Source organism: Exiguobacterium marinum DSM 16307 (assembly GCF_000620845.1).
GTDB classification, from domain to species: domain Bacteria; phylum Bacillota; class Bacilli; order Exiguobacteriales; family Exiguobacteriaceae; genus Exiguobacterium; species Exiguobacterium marinum.
In genome coordinates this window covers 2,131,820-2,158,753 of sequence record NZ_KK211189.1, presented here as the reverse complement: position 1 = coordinate 2,158,753, position 26,934 = coordinate 2,131,820, and the positions used below count along the sequence as shown (strand labels likewise).

Annotated in this window: 25 protein-coding genes and 1 other annotated feature; all 25 genes read left to right on the top strand. The window is 47.5% G+C overall.

Features of this window, described 5'->3' with window-relative positions:
* The first annotated feature begins 9 nt into the window (after positions 1-9).
* Positions 10-1,566 carry a bacillithiol biosynthesis cysteine-adding enzyme BshC gene (bshC, locus tag P400_RS0111430; protein WP_026826329.1) on the top strand — a complete coding sequence of 519 codons (1,557 nt, stop codon included), beginning with the start codon at positions 10-12 and terminating at the stop codon, positions 1,564-1,566.
* A 157-nt stretch (positions 1,567-1,723) separates the two neighbouring features.
* The gene (gene rsmH, locus P400_RS0111425) at positions 1,724-2,656 is read left to right on the top strand and encodes a 16S rRNA (cytosine(1402)-N(4))-methyltransferase RsmH (RefSeq protein WP_026826328.1); all 933 of its coding nucleotides are present in this window, start codon (positions 1,724-1,726) and stop codon (positions 2,654-2,656) included.
* Positions 2,657-2,680: 24 nt separating this feature from the next.
* Positions 2,681-3,043, top strand: a complete 363-nt coding sequence (gene ftsL / locus P400_RS0111420; RefSeq protein ID WP_026826327.1) for a cell division protein FtsL — start codon at positions 2,681-2,683, stop codon at positions 3,041-3,043.
* Entirely contained in the window at positions 3,043-5,190 is a 2,148-nt protein-coding gene (locus P400_RS0111415; RefSeq protein ID WP_026826326.1) for a penicillin-binding protein, read from the top strand. The genes ftsL and P400_RS0111415 overlap by 1 nt, the downstream gene beginning before the upstream one ends.
* Before the next feature lie 57 nt (positions 5,191-5,247).
* The gene (locus P400_RS0111410) at positions 5,248-6,552 is read left to right on the top strand and encodes a UDP-N-acetylmuramoyl-tripeptide--D-alanyl-D-alanine ligase (protein WP_026826325.1); all 1,305 of its coding nucleotides are present in this window, start codon (positions 5,248-5,250) and stop codon (positions 6,550-6,552) included.
* A 21-nt stretch (positions 6,553-6,573) separates the two neighbouring features.
* Positions 6,574-7,533 (top strand): phospho-N-acetylmuramoyl-pentapeptide-transferase, encoded by a 960-nt coding sequence (gene mraY / locus P400_RS0111405; RefSeq protein WP_026826324.1) that lies wholly within the window; start codon positions 6,574-6,576, stop codon positions 7,531-7,533.
* A 13-nt stretch (positions 7,534-7,546) separates the two neighbouring features.
* Positions 7,547-8,884, top strand: coding sequence for a UDP-N-acetylmuramoyl-L-alanine--D-glutamate ligase (gene murD / locus P400_RS0111400; RefSeq protein WP_026826323.1), 1,338 nt, complete (start codon positions 7,547-7,549; stop codon positions 8,882-8,884).
* Positions 8,881-9,957 (top strand): undecaprenyldiphospho-muramoylpentapeptide beta-N-acetylglucosaminyltransferase, encoded by a 1,077-nt coding sequence (murG, locus tag P400_RS0111395; RefSeq protein WP_026826322.1) that lies wholly within the window; start codon positions 8,881-8,883, stop codon positions 9,955-9,957. The genes murD and murG overlap by 4 nt, the downstream gene beginning before the upstream one ends.
* A 14-nt stretch (positions 9,958-9,971) precedes the next feature.
* Positions 9,972-10,742, top strand: coding sequence for a cell division protein FtsQ/DivIB (locus P400_RS0111390; RefSeq protein ID WP_026826321.1), 771 nt, complete (start codon positions 9,972-9,974; stop codon positions 10,740-10,742).
* Positions 10,743-10,970: 228 nt separating this feature from the next.
* Positions 10,971-12,257, top strand: a complete 1,287-nt coding sequence (gene ftsA, locus P400_RS0111385) for a cell division protein FtsA (RefSeq protein WP_026826320.1) — start codon at positions 10,971-10,973, stop codon at positions 12,255-12,257.
* Positions 12,258-12,304: 47 nt separating this feature from the next.
* Positions 12,305-13,447, top strand: a complete 1,143-nt coding sequence (ftsZ, locus tag P400_RS0111380) for a cell division protein FtsZ (protein WP_026826319.1) — start codon at positions 12,305-12,307, stop codon at positions 13,445-13,447.
* Positions 13,448-13,499: 52 nt separating this feature from the next.
* Complete coding sequence (locus P400_RS0111375) at positions 13,500-14,261, top strand: polyphenol oxidase family protein (RefSeq protein WP_026826318.1); 762 nt, start codon at positions 13,500-13,502, stop codon at positions 14,259-14,261.
* Positions 14,258-14,911, top strand: a complete 654-nt coding sequence (locus P400_RS0111370; RefSeq protein WP_026826317.1) for a YggS family pyridoxal phosphate-dependent enzyme — start codon at positions 14,258-14,260, stop codon at positions 14,909-14,911. Before P400_RS0111375 ends, P400_RS0111370 begins: the two co-directional genes overlap by 4 nt.
* A 23-nt stretch (positions 14,912-14,934) precedes the next feature.
* Positions 14,935-15,405: a cell division protein SepF gene (locus tag P400_RS0111365; RefSeq protein ID WP_026826316.1), complete on the top strand. Its 471-nt coding sequence runs from the start codon at positions 14,935-14,937 to the stop codon at positions 15,403-15,405.
* A 4-nt stretch (positions 15,406-15,409) separates the two neighbouring features.
* Entirely contained in the window at positions 15,410-15,679 is a 270-nt protein-coding gene (locus P400_RS0111360) for a YggT family protein (RefSeq protein WP_026826315.1), read from the top strand.
* A 3-nt stretch (positions 15,680-15,682) separates the two neighbouring features.
* Positions 15,683-16,453: a YlmH family RNA-binding protein gene (locus P400_RS0111355; protein ID WP_026826314.1), complete on the top strand. Its 771-nt coding sequence runs from the start codon at positions 15,683-15,685 to the stop codon at positions 16,451-16,453.
* Between the two features lie 19 nt (positions 16,454-16,472).
* Positions 16,473-17,021, top strand: a complete 549-nt coding sequence (locus tag P400_RS0111350; protein WP_026826313.1) for a DivIVA domain-containing protein — start codon at positions 16,473-16,475, stop codon at positions 17,019-17,021.
* Between the two features lie 3 nt (positions 17,022-17,024).
* Positions 17,025-17,245, top strand: a binding site (T-box leader).
* 53 nt (positions 17,246-17,298) lie between these two features.
* Positions 17,299-20,025 carry an isoleucine--tRNA ligase gene (ileS, locus tag P400_RS0111345; RefSeq protein ID WP_026826312.1) on the top strand — a complete coding sequence of 909 codons (2,727 nt, stop codon included), beginning with the start codon at positions 17,299-17,301 and terminating at the stop codon, positions 20,023-20,025.
* A gap of 57 nt (positions 20,026-20,082) precedes the next feature.
* Positions 20,083-20,556 (top strand): signal peptidase II, encoded by a 474-nt coding sequence (lspA, locus tag P400_RS0111340; RefSeq protein ID WP_026826311.1) that lies wholly within the window; start codon positions 20,083-20,085, stop codon positions 20,554-20,556.
* The gene (locus tag P400_RS0111335; RefSeq protein ID WP_026826310.1) at positions 20,556-21,467 is read left to right on the top strand and encodes an RluA family pseudouridine synthase; all 912 of its coding nucleotides are present in this window, start codon (positions 20,556-20,558) and stop codon (positions 21,465-21,467) included. The genes lspA and P400_RS0111335 overlap by 1 nt, the downstream gene beginning before the upstream one ends.
* Before the next feature lie 200 nt (positions 21,468-21,667).
* On the top strand, positions 21,668-22,201 hold the full coding sequence (gene pyrR / locus P400_RS0111330) for a bifunctional pyr operon transcriptional regulator/uracil phosphoribosyltransferase PyrR (protein WP_026826309.1): 534 nt from the start codon (positions 21,668-21,670) through the stop codon (positions 22,199-22,201).
* Positions 22,202-22,249: 48 nt separating this feature from the next.
* Positions 22,250-23,554, top strand: coding sequence for a uracil-xanthine permease family protein (locus P400_RS0111325; RefSeq protein WP_026826308.1), 1,305 nt, complete (start codon positions 22,250-22,252; stop codon positions 23,552-23,554).
* A 127-nt stretch (positions 23,555-23,681) separates the two neighbouring features.
* The gene (locus P400_RS0111320) at positions 23,682-24,596 is read left to right on the top strand and encodes an aspartate carbamoyltransferase catalytic subunit (RefSeq protein ID WP_084483602.1); all 915 of its coding nucleotides are present in this window, start codon (positions 23,682-23,684) and stop codon (positions 24,594-24,596) included.
* Positions 24,593-25,873, top strand: coding sequence for a dihydroorotase (locus tag P400_RS0111315; RefSeq protein WP_026826306.1), 1,281 nt, complete (start codon positions 24,593-24,595; stop codon positions 25,871-25,873). The genes P400_RS0111320 and P400_RS0111315 overlap by 4 nt, the downstream gene beginning before the upstream one ends.
* On the top strand, positions 25,851-26,933 hold the full coding sequence (locus P400_RS0111310; RefSeq protein WP_026826305.1) for a carbamoyl phosphate synthase small subunit: 1,083 nt from the start codon (positions 25,851-25,853) through the stop codon (positions 26,931-26,933). Before P400_RS0111315 ends, P400_RS0111310 begins: the two co-directional genes overlap by 23 nt.
* Position 26,934: the final 1 nt, after the last annotated feature.

The window sequence follows — 26,934 nt, the reverse complement described above, 5'->3', positions numbered from 1 at the left end:
TTGTTATTCGTGAAAGTAGAAGCATTTGATGCCCTATATACACCCACATCTCCGATGATTCAAGTGGAGCATGGGTACGGGCGTTGGCTCGATTATCGAGGCATGGATGAGGTCGAGAAACGTGCGCAGGAGATTACGGGACGCTCCTATGAACATTTGCATGAGATTGTCCATATTTTAAAACAGCAGCAACGGCAGTTTGGGGAACTATCGGATCGACTAGTAGCGAACCTTGATCTACTCGAACAGCGAGAAGCATACGTCATGGTGACGGGACAGCAGGTTGGCGTATTCGGTGGACCTTTGTTTGCTGTGTACAAACTGTTGGCAGTCATCAAACGGGCGAAGCAGGCAGAGAAAAAACTAGGAAAGCCGGTCCTTCCGATTTTTTGGATGGCGACGGAGGACCATGACTTCGCTGAAATCAATCATGTTTTCACGACCCAGACGTTTTCGAGAACTTTAAAGAAAGATGCTTTGTCCACAATTCCGCTAGCAGGAAAAGCTTCCGTAGGGGAACTGGAGTTCGATCGTCTAAAACTCGAGCTTGTTCAAATGGCGCAGCAGTTACTATTGAACGAGACGGAGACCCCGTATACCTCTGATTTGTACAATGAGTTAATCGACCTTATTCAAATGAGCCATTCTTTCGCTCAGTTTTTTGGTAGGATGATGCGTCGATTCGTAGGAACTGATTTTTTGTTATTTGATCCACATACTCAAGACGTCCGTGCACTCGAACGTCCGATGTTCCGACGTCTCATCGAACATCAAGACGCGCTCCAGCATACGCTCGCCCATTCCTATGAAGAAGGAATGCCGTCAGTAGAATTAAATAAAGAGGCGGCACATCTGTTTTATCATGACGGCACGCGTGAGTTGCTCACAAAAATTGATGGGGTGTATACGACCAAACGTGGACATCGATTCACGGAGACAGAGTTGCTCAGTGAAATAGAAGCGCACCCGGAACGTTTTTCAAACAATGTGGTCTCACGCCCGCTCATGCAAGAATATTTGTTTCCGACACTTGGGTACGTCGGTGGTCCCGGCGAAATCGCTTACTGGTTGCAACTACGTCCGTTATTCCATGAACTCGGATGGAAGATGCCGCTTCTCCTCCCACGTCTTGGTGGCGTGATCGTGTCGAGAAATGATGAAAAAAAATTACGACAAGAAAGCGTGACCTTAGAGGAATATATGAAACAGCCACTACCGGACTATCCATTTGATGATGAATCGTTCGAAGCGAAGTTGTATGCATTTCGGACGCTCACGGAAGCGGTCAGTCAGGAAGCAAGTAAGCACGGAAGACGATTCGAATCGAAGTCGAAACATGTTCTCGAGCAGTTGGCAGATGAGATGCGTGCTGAAGCGAAACGGAATCAATATCGATTGAACGCCCGGCGGATTCATCTTTCGACTCGACTGTTCCCGATGGATGCTCCTCAAGAGCGTATTTTATCGATGGTTCCGATTTTAAACCGTCACGGTCTAGACGTTTTTCATCGGTTGAAACTAGTTTATGAAGACTCAGAAGCGGAGCGTTGTTTATTCCTTGTATAACATTTTCATAAGGGCTCTTGACATTTGTCAGGAGTTTTTTTTGTTGTTACCTTTTTGTTTCCTCTTTTCGCTAAAAACCTGTACGGACCTTGACATTTTTATGATAAAGTAAGTGTAATAATACAGTTGAAATATGTAGGTTGAGAGGGTTTTTTGAATGTTTGAGCATGAAACGGTTTTAAAAATGGAGTCCATCGAGGGATTGAACATCAAACCAGATGGGGTATATGTGGATTGTACGTTAGGTGGAGCGGGTCATAGTGAAGAAATCGCAAAGCGTCTAACGACGGGTCAACTATATGCATTCGACCAAGATGACGTCGCACTCGCACATGCGAAAGAGCGATTGGCTCCTTATGAAGGCCGTGTGACGTTTATAAAGAGCAACTTCGTTCACTTGAAAGAAGAACTTCAGCAACATGGTGTCATGAAAGTGGACGGTGTACTATTCGACCTAGGCGTTTCCTCGCCACAGCTAGATGAGGCAGAACGTGGATTCAGTTACAATTATGACGCACCACTCGATATGAGAATGGACCGGTCACGGGAGTTTTCAGCCTATCATGTTGTGAATGAATGGTCGTTTGGGGAACTTGCTCGTATTTTCTTTACATACGGGGAGGAAAAGTTTTCAAAACAAATCGCACGAAAAATTGAGCAAGCTCGTGCTGATAAACCGATTGAGACGACGTTCGAGCTTGTCGACTTGATTAAAGAAGCGATTCCTGCACCAGCACGACGCAAGGGCGGTCATCCGGCGAAGCGGACGTTCCAAGCCATTCGAATTGCCGTCAATGACGAATTGAACGTATTCGACCGTGCCGTTCAAGATGCAATCGATTTACTCGCAGTGAACGGACGGATCTGTGTCATTACGTTCCACTCATTAGAAGACCGAATTTGTAAGCAAGTGTTTAAAGAACGGAGCCAATATCCACCTTTACCACCAGGGTTGCCGGTCATTCCGGAAGAATTTGAACCCGAGCTCAAACTCATCACGCGTAAACCGATCGTGGCGAGTGAAGGAGAACTCGAAGATAATCGTCGTGCACGCTCAGCTAAACTGAGAGTGGCCGAAAAACAAAAATAATTTAGCTAGTAGGAGGGATACCTGATGCCAGAAGCTGCCCGTAAGGCGTTGCAGCCTCAAGTTACACCGAATCGAAATCCGATTCCGCAAGAACGACCAATACCTGTTCCAAAACGACGCACGTTGACCTTGTTTGAATCGATCCTGTATCCAGTAATGATTGGTTCAGTGGTCATGTTCGGTGGCATCACGGTGTCGAAACACAACGAAGCATATAACATTATGCGTGATACAGCAGCCGTTAATCAGCAGGTCGACGGGGTTGCAAAAGAAAATGAAGAACTAAAGTATGAAATCGCCCAATTAAGCTCGCCAGAAAGAATTTACGCGATTGCCGAGAAACTCGGAATGAAATTCAATGAGAAGAATGTCAAGGTGATTGATTGATGAATTCTCTACAACAGAGTAAAAAAAGAGTGGCGTGGGTAGCGATTGTCTGCTTCACCCCGCTCTTTTTATTTTTTGTCGGATGGTTTCTTTACTTATCGCTCACTCATACGTATAAAGGTGAGAACATGCTGGCGTTCGCAGAAGAACAACGGTGGAAAGCAGTCAGTACGTTGGAGGCAGAGCGGGGCGAGGTGTATGACCGATTCGGCCAACCAATCGCAATCAATATCCCTTCCTATCGACTTGTCGCGGTAATGAAGCTTGGTGGCGAGCGAGTCGAAGGAAAAACGCTCATGCCAGATGAGATTGACGAGGCCGCAAAAAAACTTTCGACGGTCCTTCCGATGACAGAGGCAGATTTATTGAAACGGCTCGAGCAAAATATCGACCGTGGGCAAATCGAGTTCGGTGTTCCCGGCCGTGATTTGACCGTTGAGCAAAAAGAAGAAATCGAAGCGTTTGAGCTTCCAGGGATTACCTTCGTCGAAGAACCGAAGCGCTATTACCCGAATAAAGTATTCGCTTCATCTGTCATCGGATACGCGCAAAAGATTGACCAAAATGGTCGGATCGAACTCGTTGGTGAACTTGGGATTGAAAAGTCACTTAACGATATTTTAAGTGAGTCATACGGATTATATCGATTCGAGAAAGATTTAGCCGGACGTGAACTCGTGTCGAGTGACGAACAGCTGAAGATTGAACCGGAAGACGGAGCCGATGTCCAATTGACGATCGACCACCGTATTCAACAGTTGCTTGAGACGAAGATGAACGAATTGTATGAGGAATACGAACCAAAACACGCAACGGCCATCATCATGGACCCGAAAACAGGCGAGATTGTCGCCCTGTCTGACCGTCCGTCTTTTGATCCGAACACGCGTGAGATTTCTTCGTACAGCAACTTTTCGGTCTCGTCTCGATTTGAACCAGGATCGACGATGAAAATCTTTACGCTAGCGGCTGCAATCAATGAAGGAGTATACAACCCAAACGAACTGTATGAATCAGGGTCGTACAAATACGGGAAGACGGTCTTCAATGATTACAACATTACCGGATGGGGTACCATTCCTATGGAAGAAGGGGTGTGGCACTCATCAAACGTCGCGTTCTCGATTTTAGCGAACGAACGACTCGGTCTTGGCCGTTATGAGGATTATTTCAAAGCATTCAAGTTTGATCAACGAACTGGAATCGATTTGCCTGGAGAGGTCAATAGTCAATTCGACTTTGAAAGTCCGATGAACGTCTTAATTACGGCCTGGGGTCAATCCACCGCGGTGACACCGATGCAAATTTTGCAGGCGACATCAGCGATTGCGACTGATGGAACGATGAAACAACCGCACGTCATTAAAAAAATCGTCAATAGTGAGACCGGAGAGACGATTCGGACGACGAACCCGAAAGAGGTTGGTCAGCCAATCACTGCAGAGACTGCAAAAAAAACGCGTGAAGCACTGGACGGTGTCGTGAACAGCGATGTGGGGACTGGGCAATTGTATGCGTTAGACAATTATCGCGTCGTCGGGAAGACAGGGACTGCCCAAATTGCAGAGAACGGGAAGTATTTGAGTGGACAGTATATTCACTCGTTTGTCGGGATGGCGCCAGAAGACGATCCGGAACTCGTCATGTACATCGCTGTCGATAGACCAAACAGTGACTCGTCGACGACTGGACCGCGCATCATGGCCCCGCTCTTCAAAGACGTGATGGATGTCGCGTTACGTTATCGGAGTGTCGAACCTGAAAAGCAAGAAAAAGCGGTCGAAGCGTCGACGAAGACGACTTCTTCTTATATCGGTAATAACCGCGAAGATGCGGTGAAAGAGTCGACAGATCACTCATTTAATCCAATCGTGTTAGGTGACGGGGACGAAGTGACAGCACAAAGTCCTGTTAAAGGGCAGTCATATGTTGTCGGAGAAAGATTGTTGCTAAAAACGAGTAATTCGTTTACGATGCCAACATTAAAAGGTTGGTCGCTACGTGATGTGAAACGCTTAGCGACCCTCTATCAACTAAATTTAGAAATCGATGGGACCGGTTTTGTCACATCACAATCGATTAGCAAAGGAAAGCCGGTTAAAACTGGTGCCTCCTTGAAAGTGAAATTGGAGACACCGTCGAATTAACGCACGAGATCAAGAGGGCTGCGGCTCTCTTTTCCTATGTATGAGGAGGAAGTATGAATGGAACAATTGACAGTTCAGAAGTTAGCGTCTTGGTTTGGGATTGAGGTAGACGACGAGCGTCTTGTCAAACGCGTCGCTACGGATTCGAGAGATGAAAATGAATCGGGGCTATTCGTCCCAATCGTCGGCGCGCGTGTCGATGGACATGATTACATCGATGCAGCAATCGAAAAAGGAGCAATCGTCACGTTTTGGGAAGAAGGACGTCCGCAACCTGACAACCTTTTCGTCATCCCTGTCAAATCGACGGTCGAGGCACTTCAAACGGCAGCATCCCGTTATTTAGAAGAAATCAATCCGCTCGTGGTCGCGATTACGGGATCGAACGGAAAAACCTCCACGAAAGATATGATTGCCGTCGTCTTAGAAGAAAAGTATAAAACACATAAGACGGCTGGGAACTTCAACTCGGACGTCGGCTTACCGCTCACCGTGCTCAGAATGCCGTGGGACACGGAAGTCGCTGTATTAGAGATGGGCATGAACGGATTCGGTCAAATCGAACAATTGTCGAAACTCGCTAAACCGAACGTGGCCTTTGTTACGAATATCGGGGAGTCTCACGGTGAGCAAGTCGGAGGTCGTTCGGGTATCGCAAAAGCGAAGCTTGAAATCAAGGCGGGTCTCAAACCGGACGGTCGACTGATTGTCGATGCGGATGAACCGCTTCTCGCAAATCAAGGGTATAGGGTCGGATATGCTGAAACGGCCGATGGGAAAATCGACGTGGTCGAGACGACGTTCGATGCATCCATCTTTAAATACAACGGTGATTTATATGAACTGAAGGTGTTAGGTGCTCATCAGATTCGAAATGCAGCCTATGCGATTGCATGTGGATTGGAATTCGGTCTTAGTCATGTAATGATTCAACGCGGGCTAGACCGAATCAAGTTGACGTCGATGCGGATGGAAAAACAGATGTTCGGGGAAACACATCTCATTAACGACGCTTACAATGCGAGTCCGACGTCGATGATCGCAGCGATTGAAACGGTCAAGTCACTCGAAGGATTCTCAAAACGTGTGCTCGTCCTTGGTGACATGTACGAGCTAGGTGCCGATGAGCGAGAACAACACAAACAAGTGGGCATCGTCGTGACGTCTCCAGTGACAGATTGCATTCTCGTTGGCGAAAAAGCAAAATGGATTGCGGATGGGATTCAAGATTCACGTGTGAACGTCCACGTGGTCCCGACAGTTGAAGAGGCAAAGACACTTCTTCATCATTATCAGCGACCAGATACTGTGGTATTGTTAAAGGCATCTCGAGGACTGGCGCTTGAGCGTCTCGTTCAATAAATAGAGTAGTGAGGTAGCAACATGTTAATTAGTTTAATCGTATTAATCAGTTCATTATTAAGTGTCTTAATCGTCATGCCACGAGCGATTCCGGCATTGCGTCAGTTAAAGTTTGGACAGGAAATTCGTGACGAAGGTCCAGGTTGGCACCAAAAGAAGTCAGGCACACCAACGATGGGTGGAATTGTCATCTTGCTCGCCATTCTCGTCGGGTTCATCGTGTCCGTCATCTTTGGAGAAGCGGTCGCCGGATTCGGGACACTTTTATTCGTGACGATGGCGTTCGGGGTAATCGGGTTTTTAGATGATTACATCAAGGTCGTCAATAAGCGCAACCTCGGATTGACGTCCCTTCAGAAGTTGATTGGTCAAATCGGAGTATCGGTCTTGTTCGCATGGTTCTTATCACTCGGAGGAGAACTTGATACGTCGATTTCAATCCCGTTCACTTCGATCTCGTTTGATACAGGGTGGTTTTATATCGCCATCGTAATCTTTTGGCTCGTCGGATTCTCAAATGCCGTCAATTTGACGGATGGGCTAGACGGACTAGTTTCGTTCTCAGCTATCCCGACATTTACGTTCTTTGGAATCTATGCCCTTACACAAGATGAGCTTGGCATTGCCTGGTTCGCTTTTGCGGTCGTTGGCGCATTGATTGGATTCCTCGTCTTCAATAAGTATCCGGCGAAGATTTTCATGGGTGACACAGGGTCACTCGCTTTAGGTGGGGCTGTGGCCGGACTCGCGCTCATGTTAAAACTTGAGTTGCTTCTTGTCTTTGTCGGCATCATCTTCGTTATCGAAACGTTGAGTGTGATTCTGCAAGTCATCTCGTTTAAAACGACAGGGAAACGACTCTTTAAAATGAGTCCAATTCACCATCATTTCGAAATGGTCGGTTGGTCAGAATGGCGCATCGTGCTAACGTTCAGTGGAATCAGTTTAATTACGGCAGGTTTATCATTATTACTCATGTAAAAGGGTGAGACAGATGGAAAAGCAATGGCACAGTAAAAAAGTTCTCGTCCTCGGCGCCGCTAAGAGCGGAATTGCAGCGGCAACATATCTGCATCATGCGGGAGCAGATGTGACGATCAACACGGGGAACATCCCACCCGAAGACGAACAAGATAAAATTCAAGCTCTTGGAATCCGCTCGGTGTTCAATGAACATCCCGTCGGTTTATTGAATGAGACAGAAGTGATTGTTAAAAATCCAGGTATTCCTTATCAGATTCCATTGCTCCAAGAAGCAATTTCTCGTGAAATCCCGATTTATACCGAAGTGGAGCTCGCTTATTTGGCAACTGAAGCAGACTTCGTCGCCATCACCGGCTCAAATGGGAAAACAACAACGACGACACTCGTCTATGAGCTACTCAAAGGAGGGAAACGTCCGGTACATCTTGCAGGTAATATCGGATTCCCCGCGATTGAAGTTGCGGCTGATGCAAAGACGGACGATTTGATTGTCATTGAATTGTCGAGCTTTCAGTTGATGGGGGTCGAGTCCTTCCATCCGCGTTCGGCAGCATTGCTGAATCTATCAGAAGCCCATCTCGATTATCACGGCGACTTCGACTCGTATGCAGATGCAAAAGGAAACTTGTTCCGTCAGATGACACGTGACGACCAAATCGTCGTCAAATTGACAGACTCCGAAGTGATGAAACGTGTCCCTGCTCATCTTGCACCAAACACATTTAGTTTTGAGCGAGGAGATGCTTCCGTCGTGGACGGTTGGGTCACGGTACGCGGGGAGCGAGTCATTCGCGTGAACGAATTGGCATTAGGCGGTGCCCATAATGTCGAGAACATACTAGCGGCACTCCTGTTGGTCGAACCGTTTGATATTCCAAAAGCACACATCGAGCGTGTATTACGAAACTTTGGTGGTGTCGCGCATCGGACTGAAAGTTTAGGTGACGTTCTCGGACGTGCCGTCTACAATGATTCGAAGGCGACGAACAACGTCGCGGCGGAAGCGGCGCTACGAGGATTTGATGCTCCGATCGTATGGCTCTGTGGAGGACTTGAGCGGGGTGCAGATTTATCTTCGCTCGTCGCTGCCCTTTCCAACGTCAAAGCTGTCGTCGCGTACGGTGAGACGAAAGAGCGTTTCAAAGAACTTGGGGAGTCCCAAGAAATCCCATCTTTCACGGTCGAGACGTTAGCAGACGCCGTCACACTCGCGTTTGAGCAATCTGAAACAGGAGATATCATCTTGTTATCCCCTGCTTGTGCGAGTTGGGATCAATTTAAAACGTTTGAAGAACGAGGTGAACACTTCATTCATCTCGTTCGCGCATATGAGGAGGCGAACCGATGAAAATCATGATTTCTGGTGGAGGTACCGGTGGTCATATTTACCCGGCCCTCGCATTGATTGAGACGTTACAAAAACGTCACCCTAATTTACAGGTACAATACGTCGGAACGGAGAATGGGTTAGAAGCCGATCTTGTTCCTAGAGCTGGTGTCCCGTTCAAATCAATTCAAATCGCTGGATTGAAGCGCTCCCTCTCCCTCGAGAACTTGAAGACGGCGTACTGGTTCTTGAAGGCTGTACGCTCTCTAAAAAAAGATATGGCAGCATTCAAACCAGACGTCGTCATCGGAACAGGCGGATTCGTGTCAGGACCGGTCGTCTATACGGCGCAACAACTAGGTATCCCGACCATCCTGCATGAACAAAACAGCATCCCAGGGTTGACGAATAAGTTTTTATCCAAAAAAGCTGATCGGGTCGCTCTTTCGTTTAAAGGATCGGATGTCCATTTCCCAGGCGCGAACGTCCGCTTGATCGGAAATCCGCGTGGTAGCGAAGTATTGCAGACGGAAGTCGATGCGGCTGCCGTACGAGAACATTACCAGTTAGATGCACGTCCAATCGTCTTGATATACGGTGGAAGCCGAGGTGCGGAAGCAATCAACCGTGCAGTTATAGAGGCTGTTCCGGCGCTCTCGGACTTGCCAATCAATGTACTCTACGTAACGGGTAAAGTACATTACGAAGCCGTGTTAAAACAAGCGCCAAAGTCTGAAAATGTTCATATTCATCCATATGTGTATGATATGCCATCACTGCTCGCTTGTACGTCACTCGTCATCTCTCGAGCAGGGGCATCGACGATTTCAGAATTGACCGCACTCGGATTACCGAGCGTGTTGATTCCGAGCCCTTACGTGACGGCAGACCATCAGACAAAAAATGCTTCTGCCCTTGTCGAGAACGGGGCGGCGCTCCTCGTAAAAGAAGAAGTTTTGACGGGAGAAACGCTCATTCAAGCGATTCGAAAAGTCCTTGAACGTCAGGAAGAGATGGCGAAAGCCTCCCATGCACTCGGATTCCCGGATGCATCAAATGCCTTGGCCGATTTAGTAGAAGAAGTCATTCGATAAAGGAGAAGAATCCGATGGAACCAAGTCAACAAACGGTACGCAGTTTAGAAGACCGTATTCCGTACATGAAGAAACAACGACGAAAAAAAGCGAATCGTCGGATGTTCTCTGTGCTCTCACTGTTTGGGATCCTTATCTTACTTGTGGTCTATATGCAAACCTCGATGTCGAATGTGAAAGAAGTGACTGTATCCGGACTCTATTGGTTAGAAGAGTCTTATGTGTTTCAAGATATGGAACTCGACACATCGACAAAGTTCATCGGTTTGTCCCCAAAAAAGATGAGTGCGCAAATGGAAAAGTTGCCTGGTGTCAAGCGGGTAGAAATTGATCGTTCTTGGTATAATTTGGTATACGTCAACGTAACGGAAGAGAAGATGATTGCATATGCGAGAGCGGACAAAGGCGACGTCGTCGTCTTAGCCGATGGTTCACTCCATCCGACGGGTACCATCACCGACCCGAGGAAATTAAAAGATGGTCCATTGCTTAGGGAATTTAATTCGGAGCAAGAGCTTGAAAAAATTGCGAGTGAACTTGAACAAGTGGATGATGCGACGCGTGCCCGTATGTCGGAAATCATCCTGTCAAAACAAAAAGGAGAACCGACGCGCTACGAGATCTTTATGAATGACGGAAATACGTTGCTCACACCGCCTTTGAAGTTAAGCGAAACCGTATCAAAGTATGGAGAAATTTATGAAAACATCCCTAAAGGCGAGCGTGGAACAGTCGTCATGGATGGTGGTTTTTATTTTGTTCCATACAAGAAAACGAATGAATAATCAGTTATATTACAGTCCTTAGACAGATAAGGACTGTTTTTTTGTCGTTTGTAAACGAATTGATAACGCGAAACCGCTTAAATTGTAGGATTCTACCTTTTCTCACTATCTTATTTGTTGTAAACTTAGACGTGAGATATCTTGTCGAAACCAACAACTTTATTGGATATCTGTCATATTTGTCATGTAATTTGTATAGGAAAATTATAGAGCGGAGGTGTTTCCCTTTTGGAAGCGAATGGTTATGTGGCCGCATTAGATATTGGAACGTCAGAGATTAAGCTCGTCGTCGGTGAATTGCTCGGCGGAACGCTTAATATTTTGGCGGAAGGGTGTGCACCGTCTGCGGGTGTAAAACGTGGCGCTGTCGTAGACATCGATAAAACAGTCCAAGCGATCAAACAAGCCGTTGAACATGCTGAAACATCGTTAGGCGATCAAATTCAATCTGTATACGTTGCCATTGAAGGAGAACATATCCAAATTGCCCCATGTCATGGGATCGCATCCGTGAAGCGAGAAGATCAGGAAATTACAGATGAAGACGTGATGGAAGTCATTAATTCAGCTCAAGTGATGCGACTACCAGATGAAATGAGTGTCATTGATGTGATTCCATCTTCATTCACGGTCGATCAACAAACGGGTGTCGTGGACCCTCGTGGCATGCTTGGTTATCGACTAGAGATGCATGGGAAAATGGTTACCGGATCGAAGACAATTTTACATAGTATTCGTCGTTCGATTGAACGCGCCGGACTACGTCTCGAAGGATTTATTTTGGGGAACCTCGCGCTCGGCATGAGTGCGGCCTCTGTTGACGAAATCGATTTAGGTATTGGACTTGTCGATGTCGGACATGAAAAGACAACGGTCTCAGTATTTTATCGTGGAGACCTCGTCTATTCGTATATCCTTCCAGTCGGTGGCGATCATATGACGAGAGATTTAGTCTATAAATTAAATTGTAAGTATCAAGATGCCAAAGTGGCGAAAGAAGAGTACGGTCTCGCACTCGAAGAAATGGCTGATGAGACAGAAGGTTTCTCCTACACGAATATCAATGGGGAAGTAGCATTTGAACCACAATCAGAAATTAGCTATGTTTTAGAAGCAAGAATAGAGGAAATGTTTACCCTTATGTTGAATATGGTTCAAAAAGTAGGTGTTCCGACGCTGAATGGTGGATATTTACTTTGTGGTGGAGCAGCTGCTCTACCTGGTATTCAAGAATTGGCAACGCGTATTATGGGCCAAAAGACGAGATTATATCAACCTTCGTCGATTGGGGTGAGACACCCAAAATATGCGACGGCAGTCGGCGTATTGAAATATGTCTTAATGAGTGATCATCACGTTTCAAAATCTCAACTTGAAAAACCGGAAGTTCGCTATGAATCGCTTAATAATAAGCAGGAAGCGACCGATACTCATGTTGGAGAGAACGAATACGAGACCGATCAAGAGTCGAAAAAAGGTTTTAGTCGTTTTATGGAAAAATTATTTGGCGTTTAAGCTGACGTTGTAATACAACTTGGAAAATATGTAGGGGGATACCTGAAATGATGTACTTTGATGAGGCGATTGACGCCGTAGCAAAAATTAAAGTAATTGGAGTCGGTGGTGGCGGGTCGAACGCTGTTAACCGGATGATTGAGCATGGGGTGCAAGGAGTCGAATTCATCGCTGTCAATACGGATGCACAAGCTTTGAACATGTCGAAAGCTGATGTGAAACTTCAACTTGGTGCTAAATTGACACGTGGTCTCGGTGCAGGTGCGAACCCTGACATCGGAAAAAAAGCGGCAGAAGAAAGTCGTGAACAGTTACTCGAAGCGCTTGACGGAGCGGATATGGTCTTCGTCACGGCGGGTATGGGGGGCGGAACCGGAACGGGTGCTGCTCCAGTTATCGCTGAGATTTCGAAAGAAATTGGCGCGCTAACAGTTGGTGTTGTTACAAAGCCGTTCATGTTCGAAGGACGGAAACGAATGCAACACGCCCAGCACGGGATACAGGCATTTAAAGAAAAAGTAGATACACTCATCGTGATTCCAAACGATAAGCTTCTTGAAATCGTTGAACGTAACACGCCGATGATTGAAGCGTTCCGTGAAGCGGATAACGTACTTCGTCAAGGTGTGCAAGGGATTACAGATTTGATTGCGATTCCAGGTCTCATCAACCTCGACTTCGCTGACGTGAAAACGATTATGACGGAAAAAGGATCTGCTCTTATGGGTGTCGGTGTCGCTACAGGTGAAAACCGAGCTATTGAAGCAGCAAAGAAAGCGATTTCGTCTCCACTTCTTGAATCTTCGATTGAAGGGGCAAAAGGTGTCTTGATGAACATTACGGGTGGACTTAGCCTCAGCTTGTATGAAGTGACAGAAGCGGCTCAAATCGTTCAAAGTGCAGCCGATGAAGAAGTGAACTTGATTTTCGGTTCGGTTATCAACGAAAACTTGAACGATGAAATCATCGTTACGGTGATTGCAACTGAATTCGCTGAGGAAGCGCAAGGGACGAATCCGTTCCCTCAGCAACCGAAAAAGCAGCCTGAAGTTGAGAACAAGGAACCTCAACCAAAAGCAAATGAAACGGCTCAACAAGATGAAGGGAACTTCCATCGCCCAGTGTATGGAGGAGACGTCCCAGATGAGACGATTAACATCCCTGCGTTCGTGAGACAACGTCGTAACTAAACAAGATAGGGATGCCGGTTCTCGGCATCCCTTTTTCTAAAAGGAGAGACCGATGCAACTGTTACATACATGGGAAACAAAGACGAATCGCTATCACGCCTATGTGACAACGCGAACGGATGGACACAATGCAGGGAATGTCGGACTTCACGTCGACGATGACATTGACCAGGTCGTTCTAAATCGTCAGTTTTTCTTTCAACAAGCTAACCTTTCTTTAGAAGGCTCGGTGTGGGCCGATCAAGTACATGAAACGAGCGTTCGATATGTGAATGCCTCGGATCGTGGGAAGGGTGCATTTCGATACGATGAAGCGATTCCGCAAACAGATGGTCTCTTAACTACGGAAGAATCGTTGCCGTTAGCACTTGTCTTTGCAGATTGTGTGCCGCTCTTCTTCTGTGCAAAAGACTATGGAGTCATTGGGATCGCCCATGCCGGGTGGAAGGGAACTGTCGGTAATATCGTCGAGTCTATGATTCGCGCATTCGAAGACAAGGGGATTGATGCTAAAGAAGTGGAAATGCTTGTCGGTCCGTCGATTTCAGGATACGACTATGAGGTCGACCGTCGTGTACTAGATGCGGTTCAATCCGTTTCGCCGATCGCCTATAACCAAGCGGTACGAGATGAATCAGGCAATCATGCCCATTTATCACTTCAGACTGTTAATGAAGTATTGGCAAAAGAGCATGACACAACCGTCATCCAATCGAATTTAACGACTGGTGCAGACGCCCCGTTTTTCTCGTATCGTGATGGAGAGGTTAAACGCCGATTTGCAGCAGTCATCGTCAAGGAGCGTAAATTGTGAGTATTTCAGATAATGTAAAACAAGTTCAATCGATTATGTCAGCGCACGTTCAAGGAGTGGAACCAACGTTAATCGCCGTCACGAAGTCGGTTGGCGTGGATGTGACGAATGCCCTCTATGAAGAAGGGATTCGTGATTTTGGAGAAAATCGTCCGGAGTCATTGCTCGAAAAAGTTGAAAACTTGCCGAAAGATGCGAGATTTCATTTTATCGGTACGTTACAGACGCGCAAGGTGAGACAAATCATCGATCACGTCGCAGCCATTCATTCTCTAGATCGGTTGTCACTCGCATCAGAGATTGATAAACGAGCAAACAGAACAATTGATTGTTTCGTTCAAGTGAACACGTCAGGAGAAGATTCAAAACATGGGCTTGAAATAGAGGAAGTCATGCCATTCATCGAGAATTGTAAACAGTATCCTCATATTCGAATCATTGGGTTGATGACAATGGCGCCGTTCACGGAAGAAGAGACAATCCTTCGTGAGACGTTCCGTCGTTTACGCCATGTACGTGATGAAGTGACGGCAAAAGGATACGATCACGCTCCTTGCACGGAACTGTCGATGGGGATGTCAAACGATTATCCAATCGCAATTGAAGAAGGCGCATCGTTTGTTCGTATTGGTACCGTACTTGTGCAATAATATATCTTAAGGAGGAATCCGTTATGTCAATCAAAAACAAAATGAAAGATTTCTTTGGACTCGAGGAAGATCCGAACAGCACATATGAGGAAGAAGAGTATGCCGTCGCAAATACAGCAACTCCTTCAACGACTGAAACATCGGTCATGAAACAAGAGGATCGTCCAAAATCAGCGAATAACCTCGTCGCGTTAAATACGAAAAAGAAAGAACGTTCAAAAGTCGTATTGGCTGAACCGCGTGTGTTCGCTGAAGCACAGGACATTAGTGATCAACTAAAAGAAAACCGTGCTGTCATCGTCAATCTTCAACGCATGTCAAAAGAACAATCGCGTCAAGTCGTCAACTTCCTTTCAGGTGTTGTCTATGCATTGGAAGGGTCGATGACTTCGATTGGACATAACACGATTCTGTGTACTCCGAACAACGTCGAATTGACTGGCTCAATCTCAAACTTGATCTCGGAGGATGAACTTCACAGTAAAGGGTGGTAACTGAATGGAAAATGTAATTCCTGCCTTAGGCAACACGTTGAGTGATCTACTTGGCATCTATAGTTGGATTCTCATCGGCTATATCTTATTATCATGGTTCCCGAACGCACGTGAATCAAAGTTTGGTCAAATTTTATCGGCTTTGTGTGAACCGTTCTTGGCACCGTTTCGTCGAATCATCCCACCAATTGGTGGCATGCTTGATATCTCTCCAATCGTCGCTTTATTCGTGCTTCGTATGGCACAAGCCGGAATTGCTGCGATTTTCGGGTGATGTATGAGCGTCTATGAACACTACAGACCAAGTGAACGGGCGTTCGTCGAACAAGTGCTCGACTGGGTGCAACAAGTCGAGAGTAGTTATGTGTTGAAATTGACGGACTTTTTGGACCCGCGTGAACAACAAATCGTCAAACAGATTGTCGGTAATCAACTTGTTATGCATAGTGATGGCGGATTCGAAGGCGCAGAAAGGTGTCGACTTATTTTGGCTCCGGATTACTATGAACTGAATCCTCATGATTTTGAAATTGAAATCCGACGTATCGAATACCCAACAAAGTTTGTGGATTTGACGCATCGACAAGTGACGGGAACCTTACTCAATGCAGGGCTGAAACGTCAAAAGTTTGGAGATGTCGTCCTTCAAGATGAGATTGTACAATTTGCGACGACGCGTGAATCAGTCGGATTCATCGAAATGAATTTGGATCGTGTCGGAAAAGCGAAAGTTCGCATTTCCTCCGTTGAGCAAGACGAGATTCTTGTCGTTCCGACAATTGAATGGATCGAAGGATTTGGTATCGTTTCTTCTTTACGATTTGATACGGTTGTGAGCGAGGTTTTAAACATGTCCCGTCAAAAAGCACAAGCACTCGTCAAACATGGCGACTGCAAAGTAAATCATAAAGTCATTGAAGATGCGAGCTTCATTCTCGAACCAGACGACCTTCTATCCGTTCGTGGACACGGTCGCATCAAATTGATGGAAATTCTAGGTTCGACCAAACGTGAAAAAATTAAAATACAGTATGGCACCATACGTTGAATTTTAGGAGGAAAGTCGAATGGCGTTGACACCGATTGATATTCATAATAAAGAATTCTCTTCCCGTTTTCGTGGGTACGACATCGATGAGGTCAATGAATTTTTAGATCAAATCATTAAAGAGTTTGAACTATTGATACGTGAGAATCGACGGTATGAAGAACTTGTCAACGATATGCAAGCTCGCATTGACTACTTTTCCTCGATGGAAGATACGTTGAACAAGTCGATTATCGTTGCACAGGAAGCTGCGGAAGAAGTGAAGAACAACGCTCAAAAAGAAGCGAGCCTCATTTTGAAACAAGCAGAGCGTGAGGCGTACGCCCGTGAAGAAGAAGCAGCCCGAAAAGAGAAGCTTGCTGAACGAGAAGTCGTTCAAATGCTCAAAAAGGTTGAGTTATACCGTACACGTTTCCGTGTCCTCGTAGATGCCCAAATGGAGCTCCTCAATAGTACGGAGTGGGAAACGATTGTCGGCGAGCCGCCTGTACAGACGGTTCTTGACGATAGAACTGAACTTGCGTATAATGACGACGAAGTCACACAGAATGAAGAACAACATGGATAAATGATCAACACGTTGAGTAGGACGCGTCGATCGAGTCATACCTACGAAGCGACTTAGGGGCGGTGAGAGCCTAAGAGAAAGACTCGAATCGGTATCCCCTATGAGTTGTCACGCTGAACTTGAGTAAGCGTGTCCGCCTGACCTCGTTATCGGTTACCGAGAGCGGTCTCATTTGAGGTGAGACTAGTAGGGTGGTACCGCGAGTCAACCAACTCGTCCCTATCAGGGATGGGTTGGTTTTTTTTGTTTTCTAAAAAATGTTGATGGAGGAGTTTCGATGAACTACAAAGATACGCTATTAATGCCAAACACTGAATTCGCGATGCGCGGGAATTTACCAAAACGCGAACCAGCGATGCAAACGGAATGGGAAGACATGGACCTTTATAACAAGGTGCAAGAAAAAAATGCTGGGAAACCACAATACATCTTGCATGATGGACCTCCATACGCGAATGGCGACATCCACATGGGACACGCGATGAATAAAGTATTAAAAGATATCATCGTTCGTTTCAAAGGGATGAACGGATATCAGTCTCCAATGATTCCAGGTTGGGATACACACGGACTTCCAATCGAGAATGCCCTTCAAAAAGCAGGCGTCAACCGTAAAGAGATGACGGTCGCTGAATTCCGAGAGAAGTGTGCGGAGTATGCAATGGAGCAAGTGAATTCGCAACGTGAACAATTCAAACGTCTCGGTCTTCTCGCAGACTTTGAAAATCCATACATCACCCTCCTTCCTGAGTATGAGGCTGCACAGATTCGCTTGTTCGGAACGATGGCTGAAAAAGGTTATATCTATAAAGGGAAAAAACCTGTCTATTGGTCACCATCTTCTGAATCGGCACTCGCTGAGGCAGAAATTGAATACTATGATAAAAAGTCACCAGCAATCTACGTGGCATTCCGTGTCGTAGATGGGAAAGATACGTTGACGTCAAACGATCACTTTGTCATCTGGACGACGACACCTTGGACAATCCCGGCGAACCTTGGTATCGCGGTGAGTGATGAGTTGACGTATACGCGCATCGAACATGAAGGAAAAGGTTATATTGTCGCTGAGACGCTTGTCGAAGAAGTGACGACAGCGCTCGGATGGTCAGATTACACAGTGAGCGGTTCTTGGAATGGACGTGACTTCGAGTACATGACGGCACAACACCCGTTGTATGAACGCACGTCACTCGTCGTCCTTGGCGATCACGTCACAGCGGATGCGACAGGACTCGTCCACACAGCTCCTGGGCACGGGGAAGACGACTATCGCGTCGGACAAGCATATGGCTTAGATGTCCTTTGTCCGGTAGATGACCGTGGATATATGACGGATGAAGCACCTGGATACGAAGGGCTATTCTACGAGGATGCAAATAAGCAAATCGGGATGAAACTTGAGGAGAATGGATATTTGCTCAACTTAAAGTTCATCAAACACTCGTATCCACATGACTGGCGTACAAAGAAACCGGTCATCTTCCGTGCGACACCGCAATGGTTCGCTTCAATTAAAGATTTCCGAGAGGATATGCTCCGTGAAGTCGAAAAAGTGAACTGGGTCCCGGAATGGGGAATGACTCGTCTTTACAACATGGTTCGTGACCGTGGAGACTGGGTCATCAGCCGTCAGCGTGCGTGGGGTGTTCCGATCCCGATTTTCTATGCGGAAGATGGAACGGAAATCATCACGAACGAGACGATCGATCACATCGCAAACTTGTTCCGTGAACACGGTTCAAACGTTTGGTATGAGCGAGAAGCAAAAGATCTTCTTCCGGAAGGATTCACACATCCGAACAGCCCGAACGGAGAATTCCGTAAAGAACTCGACATTATGGACGTCTGGTTTGATTCAGGGTCATCCCATGCCGGTGTGTTAGAAGAACGTGAAAATCTTCGTCGTCCGGCAGATCTTTACCTTGAAGGATCTGACCAATACCGCGGATGGTTCAACTCATCACTCTCAACGGCTGTTGCGACGACAGGCAAAGCACCGTACCGTAACGTCTTGAGCCATGGTTTCGTTCTTGATGGGGACGGACGCAAAATGTCGAAATCTCTTGGTAACACCATTGCACCGAACGATCTCGTGAAGCAGTACGGTGCTGAAATCGTACGTCTTTGGGTCGCATCTGTCGACTATCAGTCTGATGTACGTGCGTCACATGACAACTTTAAACAAGTATCAGAAGTTTACCGGAAGATGCGTAACACAATCCGTTTCCTTCTTGGAAACTTGAACGGCTTTGAACCATCGATGCGTGTCGCGTTTGAAGATATGCCGGAAGCGGACCGTTTCATGGCAACGAAGCTCAAGCAATTGCAGGCGAAAGTTGTTAAAGCCTACGATGAATTTGACTTCATGGCCGTGTACCATCTCGTTCATAACTTCTGCGTCAACGAGTTGTCATCGTTCTACCTTGACTTCACAAAAGATATTTTGTATATCGAGCGTGAAGACGATCTCCGTCGTCGTGCCGTTCAGACGGTCATGTACGATGCGGTCGTCCTCTTGACAAAACTGTTGGCGCCAATCCTTCCACACACTGCCGACGAGGCGTGGAAAGAGGTTCCTGGGAAGTCAGAAGCAAGCATCTTCTTGACTGATCTTGAAGAAGTCGATGCGTTGACTACTGACGAGAAAACGTTGTTAGAGAAATGGTCGAAATTCCTCGTCTTCCGTGACGATGTCCTCAAAGCGATCGAAATCGCACGTGGCGAGAAGCTGATCGGGAAACCGCTTGAGGCGAAGTTGATTCTTGCACCGAAAGCCGAGACTGCCGGCTTGTTGAATACAATCGACAACGTAAGCCAACTGCTTCAAGTATCACAAGTGGAGTGGGCTGAGACGGCAGACGTTGATTATGCGACGACAAAAATCACAGTCATGAAAGCAGATGGTGCCGCTTGTGCACGTTGTTGGACGTACTCGACAGAGGTTGGACAAAACGAAGAGTATCCTGAGCTTTGCCCACGCTGTGCATCAGTAATCGGTTAAGACGAACCGGAGTGGCGTCCCCACTCCGGTTTCTTAACGGCTTGAAAGGAGACGTATATGAAACGATATTATGGATTGGCCTTCATCTTGATTTTGCTCGACCAACTAACGAAATGGGTCGTTGTACAGACGATGACGATTGGTCAATCAATTGAGGTCATCCCGAATTTGTTGTATTGGACTTCTTATCGCAATAAGGGAGCGGCTTGGGGGATGTTAGAAGGACAGATGGTGTTTTTCTTCATCATCACGATTCTCGTCGTCGCCGGTTTGGTATACTTCTTACACAAAGAGGTGAACGGGTATCAACTTCTTGGATATAGCGTCGGATTATTGTTGGCCGGTGCCATCGGTAACTTTATCGATCGCTTGTTTCGTGGCGAAGTCGTCGATTTTGTCGACACGTATCCGTTTGGCTACAACTTCCCGATTTTTAACGTGGCTGATATGGCGCTCACGTTCGGTGTCATTTTGATGGTTATTGGTATTTTATTTGAAGAAAAATTACACAAAGAAAGGGGACAATCGTAATGGAATCCTATACTTTTGTCGCCGATGAAAAGGCAAGGATTGATAAGTGGGTAAGTGACCGTGGAGAATGGTCACGCTCGCAAGTACAAGAATGGATAAAGACAGGGGTATTACTCGTTAATGGTACTGCCGTCAAACCGAACTATAAGCTCCAATTGGGCGATGAGATTGAAGTGAACATACCGGAAGCGGTAGAACTAGAAGTGTTGCCTGAACAAATTTCACTCGATATCGTATATGAAGATGAAGACGTCATCGTCGTCAATAAGCCACGAGGGATGGTCGTTCACCCTGCAGCCGGTCACACGTCCGGAACGCTCGTCAACGCCCTGCTCGGACATTGTGATGACCTATCAGGTATCAATGGTGTGAAGCGTCCGGGAATCGTACACCGAATTGATAAGGATACGACAGGACTCCTCATGGTCGCCAAAAATGACTTGGCTCACGAGTCACTTGCGAGTCAATTGAAAGACAAGACGATCAAACGTGAATATATCGCGCTCGTCCATGGTGAACTTGTCCATGAACTTGGGACAATTGAAGCGCCGATTGGACGCGATACGAATGATCGTCAGCGTATGACGGTGACGGACCGGAACGCAAAAGAAGCCGTTACACATTTCCGTTTGCTCGAACGCTATAAAGACTTTACCCTCGTCGAATGTAAGCTTGAGACAGGTCGTACGCACCAAATTCGTGTGCATATGCGCTATATCGGTCATTCGCTCGCGGGAGACCCGAAGTATGGACCGCGTCGTACAATCGATTTAGGGGGTCAAGCATTGCATGCGGCGACACTCGGTTTTTACCATCCTCGAACAAAACTATGGATGGAATTTGAGGCGCCACTCCCTGAAGACTTTAAAGCGGAACTCGCAAAGTTAGATAAAATCGAGAAAACTCGTTGACTTCTATCCCGTTCCGATTTATAGTCTAGGAAGCATAACACCTTTAAACCCAGTCCAGAGAGGCTGCGAAAGGATTGTGACCGAGGTCACATTTACGTCAATTCAACCCCGGCATCAGACTGCCGTTTTTGATGAAGACTCCCTTTCCAGCCGGACGAGGGAGTCTTCTTTTTTGAATGAAGCATGAAAGGAGGAATCACGTGAAACAATCAGTTATTTTAGATGAGTCAGCCATCCGTCGCGCCTTGACGCGAATCGCCCATGAAATCATCGAGCGTAACAAAGGAATCGATGATATCGTTCTCGTTGGGATTAAGACGAGAGGGGAGACACTCGCCGATCGGCTTGCCCGTCGCATCGAGGAGATTGAAGGTAAACCGGTCGCACTAGGGAATCTCGACATCACTCTTTATCGCGATGACTTATCGAAAAAGTCGTTAGATCCGGAAGTGAAAGCAACAGAACTGCCACATGACATCAATGGAAAGACTGTCGTCCTCGTCGACGATGTGCTTTATACCGGTCGTACGGTTCGTGCCGCAATGGACGCGCTCGTCGACCACGGTCGCCCGGATTATATCCAGCTCGCAGTTTTGATTGACCGGGGACATCGGGAACTTCCGATTCGACCTGATTTTATTGGGAAGAACGTTCCTACATCCAAATCCGAGCAAGTCGTCGTCCGGCTCAGTGAAGTCGACACGGCAGATGAAGTCACAATCAACCAGCAATAAATCATACCTTTAAGGTGGTCCAGAGAGGCCAGGAAGGAGAAATTCAATATGAAACAACCCGTTCTACACATCCACGAGCGTCCCGCTCACTTTCCACAATGGCTACTTTTCAGCCTTCAGCACGTCTTCGCCATGTTCGGAGCGACGATTTTAGTCCCGATTTTGACAGGATTAAATACATCGGTCGCCCTCGTCGCTTCCGGAGTGGCCACGCTCTCATTCCTAGCGATCACTCGCTTCAAAGTCCCAACATACTTAGGTTCAAGTTTTGCCTACATCGCGCCAATCATTGCGGTCAGCCAGCAATGGGGTGTCGAAGCCGCACTGTTCGGCGGCATCGTTGCCGGTTCCGTATACGGTGTTGTTTCGTTGATCATCTATAAAACAGGTGTCAATTGGTTGCTTCGATTGCTTCCACCAGTTGTTGTCGGACCGGTCATCATGGTCATCGGGCTCTCGCTCGCACCAGTCGCCATCGACATGTCGATGAATCAAGATGGTGCATACAATGGCACATTCATGATGATTGCACTACTTACACTTGGGATCACGATGCTCGCCATGACGAAATTGAAAGGTGTTTGGGGAGCGGTTCCGATTCTATTCGGAATCGTTGGAGGGTATGCCATCGCCGCTGCGTTCGGAATCATCGACTACTCACCAATCCAACAAGCTAGCTTGTTCCAACTTCCTGACTTCACAATGGTGTTCGTCGACTATATGCCGATGTGGCAAGTCGGTGCGCTCCTCGCCATCGTACCCGTCGCACTCGTCACGATGACGGAGCATATCGGAGATCAAATGGTCACCTCAAAAATCATTGGACGGGAGACGATGAAAGATCCGGGTCTCCACCGGACACTACTAGGTGATGGGGTAGGGAAGGCAGTCGCTTCTGCGCTCGGTGGTCCACCGTGTACGACGTATGGGGAAAACAACGGTGTCATGGCGATCACACGGGTGTACAGTGTGTATGTCATCGCAGGAGCGGCGCTCATGGCCATCAGCTTCGGATTCCTCGGTCACGTTGAAGCGTTCATCTCGACCATCCCGAATCCGGTAAAAGGGGGCATCTCGATCCTCTTGTTCGGGGTTATCGCCTCAAACGGGCTGCGCACGATGGTGGAAAGTAAAGTCGACTTGGCGGAGAAACGCAACTTGATTATCTCATCGGTCATCCTCGTCATCGGTCTAGGCGGGGCAATGGTACAACTTGGCAGCTTCCCTGTACAAGGAATGGCGCTCGCGACAGTCGTCGGGATTCTCTTAAACGTCATTTTACCGAAAGAAGAAGACGATTCGATTGACGAAGTCAACACAACTGAAGAAACGAAACAAGCAAGTAACTTTTAAATCGATCCCGTGAGGTCGGCAAAGTGAAGGCTCGTTTATTTGGGCGTACTCTGCTCAAGTAAAGGCGTCCCTTCACTCGGTGAAGAGACGCCTTTTCTCTTTGCCTCTACAAAAGGAGGAGACGAACATGAATACGATGCAAACCAATGTCAAACCAGTCAAACACTTCGTTAGCTTAGACACACTTTCTCTCGATGAAATCATGGGCATGATTGAAGAGTCGTTGCGCTACAAGCAAGGTGATCTTCCGCCACTATTTGACGGAAAGACGGTCGCAAACTTGTTCTTTGAAAACTCGACCCGGACGAAAAACTCGTTTCAAATGGCCGAGCGACATTTGAACATGCAAGAGATTCCGTTCGATGTGACGACATCATCTGTCACAAAAGGTGAAACATTGTATGACACATGCAAGACGCTTGAAGCAATCGGAGTAGACGCGCTCGTCATCAGACACCCGGAAGCGGGGTACTATCATGAACTCGTTGAGAAATTGAACATCCCGGTACTGAATGGGGGTGATGGCAGTGGCGAACACCCATCCCAATCGTTACTCGATCTCGTCACCATCTTTGAAGAGTTCAGAACGTTTCAAGGATTGAACGTCGCCATCTGTGGAGACCTCGTTCACAGTCGTGTCGCTCGCTCGAATGCAAGTGTTCTGAATCGCCTCGGGGCAAATGTGGTCGGATGTAGTCCGGCTTCTTGGTGGGACGATTCGATGGGGTTGGAGCGAAAAGAGCTTGATGATGTCTTAGGTGAAAGTGATGTCATCATGCTGCTCCGTGTCCAGCACGAGCGCCACATTATGGGTGACATCTTTTCAAAAGAAGAGTACCACACGCGTTACGGCTTGACGGTCGAACGAATCGAACGAATGAAAGAAGGTGCCATCATCATGCACCCGGCTCCGGTCAATCGGGATGTCGAGATTGCCGGATGTTTGATTGAGCATGAACGGTCACGAATCTTCCCGCAAATGAAGAATGGGGTATACGCCCGTATGAGCATCTTAAATCGAGCATTAGGAGGTCAACAATGATACTTCAACACGCGACATGGTATGACAAGGGAACGAAGCGTACGACAGCCATTCAAGTGAAAGACGGAAAGATTGAATCACTTGACTATAAAGGGGAGACGACGGGACAAGAAATCGTCGATGCATCGGGCTATTTGCTCGCTCCAGGACTTGTCGATGTGCATGTTCATTTAAGAGAACCAGGAGGCGAAGCGAAAGAGACGATCAAGACAGGGACGCTGGCTGCTGCGGCAGGTGGTTTCACGACCATCTGCTCTATGCCGAATACGCGACCGGTTCCAGACAATCGCGAGACGATGGATGTTCTCCTTCAAAAGATTGAACAGGATGCGGTCGTCCGTGTCCTTCCATACGCCGCCATCACGAAACGACAGCTCGGTGAAGAACAAGTCGACATGGAATCGCTCGCAGATGCGTTTGCTTTCACCGATGACGGGGTCGGCGTCCAATCAGCAGCGATGATGCGTGAAGCGATGCGTGAAGCGAAACGATTGAACAAAGCAATTGTCGCTCACTGTGAGGACAATACGCTTAAAGCGGGCGCGGTCCACGAAGGGAAATTCAGTGAGGTGCATGGAATTCAAGGGATTCCGAGCCTCGCCGAAAGCATTCATATCGCTCGCGACGTTTTGATTGCTGAAGAGACAGGGTGTCACTATCACGTCTGTCACGTCTCATCGCGGCAATCGGTTCGTGTCATCCGGGATGCGAAACGGGCAGGCATCAAAGTGACCGCAGAAGTGACGCCCCATCATCTCGTCTTGAGCGAAGAGGACATCCCGGGTCTCGATGCAAACTTCAAGATGAATCCACCGCTCCGAAGCGAGGATGATCGACAAGCCCTCATCGAAGGATTATTCGACGGGACGATTGACATGATCGCAACGGACCATGCTCCCCATACAGCTGAAGAAAAAACACAAGGGATGGAGCGGGCTCCGTTTGGCATTACCGGTTTCGAAACAGCACTTCCACTTCTTTACACGACGTTTGTAAAAACCGGGGTCATGGAAGAGCGTCAGTTGCTCGACTGGATGACGAAACGTCCGAGTGACGTATTCGGCTTATCGAGAGGGGAACTTCAGGTGGGGGCGGACGCGGACATGGTTCTCATCGACACGGAAACGACGCGTGTGGTCGATCCCACTACTTTTTATTCAAAAGGAAAGAATACACCGTTCGCGGGGAGAGAGCTTGTCGGGTGGCCAGTCATGACGATGGTCGGCGGCGAAATTGTATATAAGGGGCGATTTGATGAAACGAACATTATGGCTTGAGGATGGCATGGCATTTGTCGGTAAAGGATTCGGGGCACCGGCGGATACGATGGGGGAAGTCGTCTTCCAGACAGGGATGACAGGTTACCAAGAAATCTTATCGGACCCATCGTACTGCGACCAAATGATTGTTCTTACGAACCCACTGATCGGGAACTATGGCGTCAATCGTGAGGATTTTGAAACGACGGTACCGATGGCAAAAGCACTAATCGTGAAAGAGGCGTGCGATACGCCATCGAACTTTCGTTCAACGGCGACACTCGACGCGACACTTACCCGCTTCGGCATTCCAGGACTATCGGATATCGATACACGGATGTTGACACGTCATTTACGTGCAAAAGGGGTCATGCGCGGCGTCCTCATCGATGGAGAGTTGACTTGGGACGAGGTACGGGCTCGATTTGATGAAGTTTCTCCAACAGATCAGGTGGCACGCGTATCGACGAAACGGACGTATGTGAGTACGGGAACTGGTCCTCGCATCGCCTTGATCGACTTCGGGGCGAAACTCGGTATCATGCGTGAACTGATGAAGCGAGAGTGTGAGGTCATCGTCTTCCCGCACGACGTGACGGCAGAAGACGTATTGCGGTATGAGCCGGACGGTATCATGTTGTCGAACGGACCTGGAGATCCAAAAGATGTTCCGACGGCACTACCACTCATCGAACAACTCATGCCGACGACTCCGATGTTCGGGATTTGTCTCGGTCACCAGCTGATCGCTCTCGCAAACGGGGCGGACACGTTCAAGCTTCCGTTCGGACACCGTGGCGCGAACCATCCGGTACTTGAGCTCGAGACAGGTGCCGTGACCATCACGTCACAAAATCATGGATATGCGGTAGAGGAAACGTCACTACTCGATACACCGCTCATCGTGACACATCGTGCGGTCAACGATGGAACGATTGAAGGGGTGAGACACCTCCACCATCCGACGTTCTCGGTACAGTACCATCCCGAGGCAGCACCGGGACCGTACGACGCCAACGACTTGTTTGACCGTTTCATGCAACTCGTACAAGAAAACAAACAGAAAGTGGGAATTTGAC